The organism is Roseomonas rosulenta (assembly GCF_016106005.1).
GTDB classification, from domain to species: Bacteria; Pseudomonadota; Alphaproteobacteria; order Acetobacterales; family Acetobacteraceae; genus Neoroseomonas; species Neoroseomonas rosulenta.
On the sequence record NZ_JACADR010000309.1, the window covers coordinates 1 to 4833 of the forward strand.

The following is a 4833-nucleotide window of genomic DNA, read 5'->3' on the forward strand; positions in this document are numbered from 1 at the left end:
CGGTGCGGGTGCTGCGGCCGGCGGCAGCGCGGCGCCGCGCGGCACGGTGCGGCGTTCCGGCGGCGGCCCCCCGGCCACGAGGAAGAATGCGGCCGCCGCCACGCAGGACAGGCGGATCACCGGGGGGACAGTGAAGGGCATCGGGTCACCTTGGCAGGAATGCCCTCGGATTACGGCGGCGCCGGCATCCTGGCAACTGGCCGGACCGGCCCGCGTCCTTGACGAGGCACGCAGCGGCGGCCGACGCATGCCGCGCGCGCCTGCCGCGCCCTTATGCAGCGCGCGCCTGCCGCGCGACGCGCGCGAGCGCCGCCAGCAGTTCCCGCGCCGCCTTCACGCGCGGGGCGAGGTCCATCTCCCGCAGCAGGGCCAGCTTGTGGTCCGGGCGCAGCTTCACCGCGTTCTTCTGCGACTGCACCCAGGCCACGAGCCCGCCCGGATTCGAGAAGCGATTGCCGCGGAAGGACAGCACGATGCCCTTCGGCCCGGCATCGAGTTTCTCCACCCCCGCCTCGCGGCACAGGCGCTTGATGGCGACCACCTGGAGCAGGTTCTCGACCTCGGTCGGCACTGGCCCGAAGCGGTCCGCAAGCTCCGCGCCCATCGCATCCGTCTCGGCATCGGAGGCGAGCGCGCCGATGCGGCGATAGAGACCCAGTCGAACCGGCAGGTCGGCCACATAGGTCTCCGGGATCAGCACCGGCAGGCCAAGGTTGATCTGCGGCGTCCAGTCACGCTCGGAGGCGCTGCCCTCCCTGCCCTGCCCGGCCTTGATGTCGGCCACCGCTTCCTCGAGCATCTGCTGGTACAGCTCGATGCCGACCTCGCGGATCTGGCCCGACTGCTCCTCGCCCAGCAGGTTGCCCGCGCCGCGGATGTCGAGGTCGTGGCTGGCCAGCGTGAAGCCCGCGCCGAGGTTGTCCAGCGTCTGCATCACATCCAGCCGCTTCTGCGCCGCCGCCGAGAGGCGGTGCGATTCCGGCCAGGTCAGGTAGGCGTAGCCACGCAGCTTCCCGCGCCCGACGCGCCCGCGCAGCTGATACAGCTGGGCCAGGCCGAACATGTCCGCGCGATGGATCAGCAGCGTGTTCACCGCTGGCATGTCGAGGCCGGATTCCACGATATTGGTGGACAGCAGCACGTCGTGCCTGCCGTCGCCGAACTCCGTCATCACGCGCTCGAGCTCGGTGGGAGAAAGCCGCCCATGCGCCTGGATGGTGCGCGCCTCGGGCACGATCTCGGCCAGGCGCTCGGCCACCTTCGCCATGTCCTCGATGCGCGGCACCACGCAGAAGACCTGGCCGCCGCGGAAGCGCTCGCGCTGGATCGCCTCGCGCAGCACCACCGGGTCCCAGGGCATGATGAAGGTGCGTACGGCCAGTCGATCGACCGGCGGGGTCGCGATGATGCTCATCTCCCGCACGCCCGTGAGAGCCAGTTGCAGCGTGCGAGGGATGGGCGTGGCGGTGAGCGTCAGCACATGCACGTCGGATTTCAGCGCCTTCAGCGCTTCCTTGTGCTTGACGCCGAAATGCTGCTCCTCGTCCACGATGACCAGGCCGAGGTCGGCGAACTCGACGCCCTTGGCCAGCAGCGCATGCGTGCCGACCACGATGTTGATGCGCCCGTCCTTCAGCCCCTCGCGCACCTCTGCCGCCTCCTTCGCGGTGACCATGCGGGAGAGCTGCGCGACCACCAGCGGGAAGCCCGCGAAGCGCGCGGTGAAGGTGCGCGCGTGCTGGCGCGCGAGCAGTGTGGTCGGCACAACCACCGCGACCTGCGCGCCCGACATCGCCACCACGAAGGCGGCGCGCAGCGCGATCTCGGTCTTGCCGAAGCCGACATCGCCGCAGACCAGACGGTCCATCGGCCGCCCGGCCGAGAGGTCTTCCAGCACGTCGGCGATGGCGCGGGACTGGTCCTCGGTCTCGGCGAAGGGGAAGCGGGCGCAGAACTCGTCCCACACGCCTTCGGGCGGGGTGGCGAGCGTGCCGTCCTTCATGCGGCGGAGTGCTGCCGTGCGGATCAGCTCCCCCGCCATGTCGCGGATGCGCGACTTGGCCTTGGCCTTGCGGTTCTGCCACGACACGCCGCCGAGCTTGTCGAGCGCGACACCCGCCGTCTCGGTGCCGAAGCGCGAGAGGATCTCGATGTTCTCGACCGGCACGAACAGCCGGTCGCCGCCGTCATAGGTGAGCTTCAGGCAGTCATGCGGCGCACCGTTCACCTCGATGGTGACGAGGCCTTCGTAGCGGCCGATGCCGTGGTCCTGGTGCACCACCAGGTCGCCATCGGCGATCTCGGTGGCGTCCGCGATGAACTGGTCGGCGCGGCGGCGCCGGCGCGGCGGGCGGGCGATGCGCTCGCCCAGGATGTCCTGCTCGGCGGTGACGCAGATGCCCTCGGCGACGAAGCCGCGCTCGAGCCCCACCACCACCAGGGCGACGACGCCGTCCGGCAGGGCGCGCGCGGCTTTCCAGTCCTCGGCCGGCGCGGCCGCCACGCCGTTCTCGCGCAGCAGGTTCGCCATGCGCTCGCGCGAACCCCTGGACCAGGCCGCCAGAAGCGGGCGGCGCCCGGCCTTCACCTGCCCCGCGGCCATGACCGCATAGGCGGCGAAGACGTTCTCGCCGGCGGTGCGCGCCTCGGTCAGCAGCGGGCCGGGGCGCCCGCCGGCCTCGATGCCCTCGGCCGCATCGGCGCGCGCGAAGGGGATGAACTGCAGCACCGGCCCGCCGGAGAGCATCACGTTCCAGTCGCCGCGCGTCAGGTGCAGCGTCGCCGGCGGCGCCGGGCGATAGGGCACCTCCCCTTCCGCGATGCGCACCGGCACGCGCCGCGCCTCGTAGTGGTCGGCCACCATCTCGAAGCGCGCGGTCGCGACATCCTCGGCCTGGTGGTCGAGGCTGACGGAAGCCCCCGGCACGTAGTCGATCAGCGTGGCCATGTGCTCGTGGAACAGGCCGGCCCAGTGCTCCATGCCCGGATGCTTACGGCCGGCGCTGACCGAGACATAGAGCGGGTCCTCGGCCGCTGCCGCCCCGAACAGCTCGCGGTAGCCGGAGCGGAAGCGCGCGCGGGAGGCCTCGTCGAGGAACACCTCGCCCACCGGGCGCAGGCGCAGCTCCGGCACCACCTTGCCGCTGCGCTGCGTGGCCGTGTCGAAGCGGCGCAGGTCCTCGATCTCGTCGCCGAACAGATCCAGGCGCACCGGGTCGGATTCGCCGGCCGGGAACAGGTCGATGATGCCGCCGCGCACCGCGTACTCGCCGTGCTCCATCACAGTGCCGGTGCGGTGGTAGCCGTTCGATTCCAGGAAGGCGGTCAGCGCCTCGGGCGCCACGCGACCGCCCTTGCGCAGCACCATCGTCGCGTCCTGGAAGGTCGCCGGCGGCGGCACCTTCTGCGCCAGCGCATTCACCGTGGTCAGCAGGATGCGCGGGCGTGCGGGCGGCTCCAGCAGGCGCGTGAGCGTGGCCACGCGCTCCGCCACGATCTCGGGATTGGGCGAGACGCGGTCGTAGGGCAGGCAATCCCAGGCGGGGAAGCGCAGCACTTCGACCTCGGGGGCGAAGAAGCCGATCGCCTCGGCCATGCGGGCCATGCGGGCGTCGTCGCGGCAGACATGCACGACCGGGGCGTCGGTCTCGGCCCGGCGGCGGCACAGCAGCAGGGCGTCGAAGCCCTCCGGCGCGCCATGGACGGGGATGGTCTTCACCGTTCCGCCCCCGGCGGGACGCCCGCCCCGGCGCGGCCGCATTCGGCGGCCATGCGGCGCAGCATGGGGCTGTCGGCCTCCGGCGGGATGGGGCGCCGGCCCGAAAGCCAATCCGCCAGGTCCACGTCCCAATGCTCGAGCACGGCCTCGATCTCGTCGAGCTCCGCCTCGCTGAAGCCGGCAATGTTGCGCGCGACGAAGCCGCCGATCATCAGGTCGGCCTCCTTGGTGCCGCGATGGAGCGCGCGGAACACGAGGCGACGGCGGCGCGGGTCGATGTCCTGGGGTACGGTCATGGGCTGCGCGCTGGCATATAGAGGCCGATGGGAATCGTGTCAGCCCGACCGGATGCGAACGCAAAGCAGGGCGCCGATGCGCTGGCGGCGTTGCTCGCCCCGACCGCCGACCTCAAGGGCGTAAAGGAGGCCGAGGCGCGGCTGATCGCCAAGGCTGCCGGCGGGGCGCGCGTGCTCGACCTGCTGCTGCACCTGCCGGAACGCTACCTGCTGCGCCGCCGGGTCGAGCGCCCCTCCCAGGCGCTGCCGGACACCGAGGCCCTGGTCCCGATGCTGGTCGGCTCGCACAAGGCCGGGCGCGGCGCCCAGGGCCGCGCCTATGTCCGCGTCCGTGGCGAGGCCGGCGGCGAGTCGCTCACCGCCTTCCTGATGAACTGGCAGAAGCCCTGGGCGGAGAAGGCGCTGCCGGTGGGCGCGACGCGCTGGCTTGCGGGGGCGCTGAAGCACGAGGATGGCGACTGGGTCATCGTCAACCCGCAGGTCTCGGCGCGGGAGGACGGCATCCCGCTGGTCCAGCCGGTCTGGCCGCTGACCGGCACGCTGACCTTGCCGCAGGTCACGCGCGCGATGGCGGCCGCCCTGGCGCTGCTGCCGGAACTGCCGGAATGGCAGGACGTTCCGCTGCTCCGGCGCGAAGGCTGGCCGGGCTTCGCCGCCGCGCTGCGCGCCATCCAGGCCCCCGACGCCGAACCGGGCGAGGCCCCGCGCAAGCGGCTTGCCTATGACGAATTGCTGGCGGGCCAGGTCGCGCTGGGGCTCGTGCGGCGCCGCTCCCGCGACCGGCCGGGGCGCGCGCTGCGCGGCGATGGCGCGGCAGAT

The 4833-nt window shown here is 72.4% G+C and carries 2 protein-coding genes and 1 pseudogene; 1 reads left to right on the plus strand and 2 read right to left on the minus strand.

Annotated features, from left to right (window positions below):
• Positions 1 to 271: 271 nt before the first annotated feature.
• Together mfd and HW578_RS22865 are read right to left on the minus strand one after the other, a co-directional pair.
• Entirely contained in the window at positions 272 to 3760 is a 3489-nt protein-coding gene (gene mfd / locus HW578_RS22860; RefSeq protein ID WP_198373019.1) for a transcription-repair coupling factor, read from the minus strand.
• Entirely contained in the window at positions 3715 to 4014 is a 300-nt protein-coding gene (locus tag HW578_RS22865; protein WP_198373020.1) for an FAD assembly factor SdhE, read from the minus strand. Before HW578_RS22865 ends, mfd begins: the two co-directional genes overlap by 46 nt.
• Before the next feature lie 36 nt (positions 4015 to 4050).
• On the opposite strand from HW578_RS22865, the pseudogene HW578_RS22870 reads away from it, so the two are divergent.
• A pseudogene (locus HW578_RS22870) lies at positions 4051 to 4833 on the plus strand (ATP-dependent DNA helicase RecG); the annotation flags it as partial.

Bases quoted from the DNA above. Each gene is read 5' to 3' on its own strand.
- mfd (WP_198373019.1), bottom strand. From the start codon at position 3,760: ATGCGGCCGCGCCGGGGCGGGCGTCCCGCCGGGGGCGGAACGGTGAAG.
- HW578_RS22865 (WP_198373020.1), bottom strand. From the start codon at position 4,014: ATGACCGTACCCCAGGACATCGACCCGCGCCGCCGTCGCCTCGTGTTC.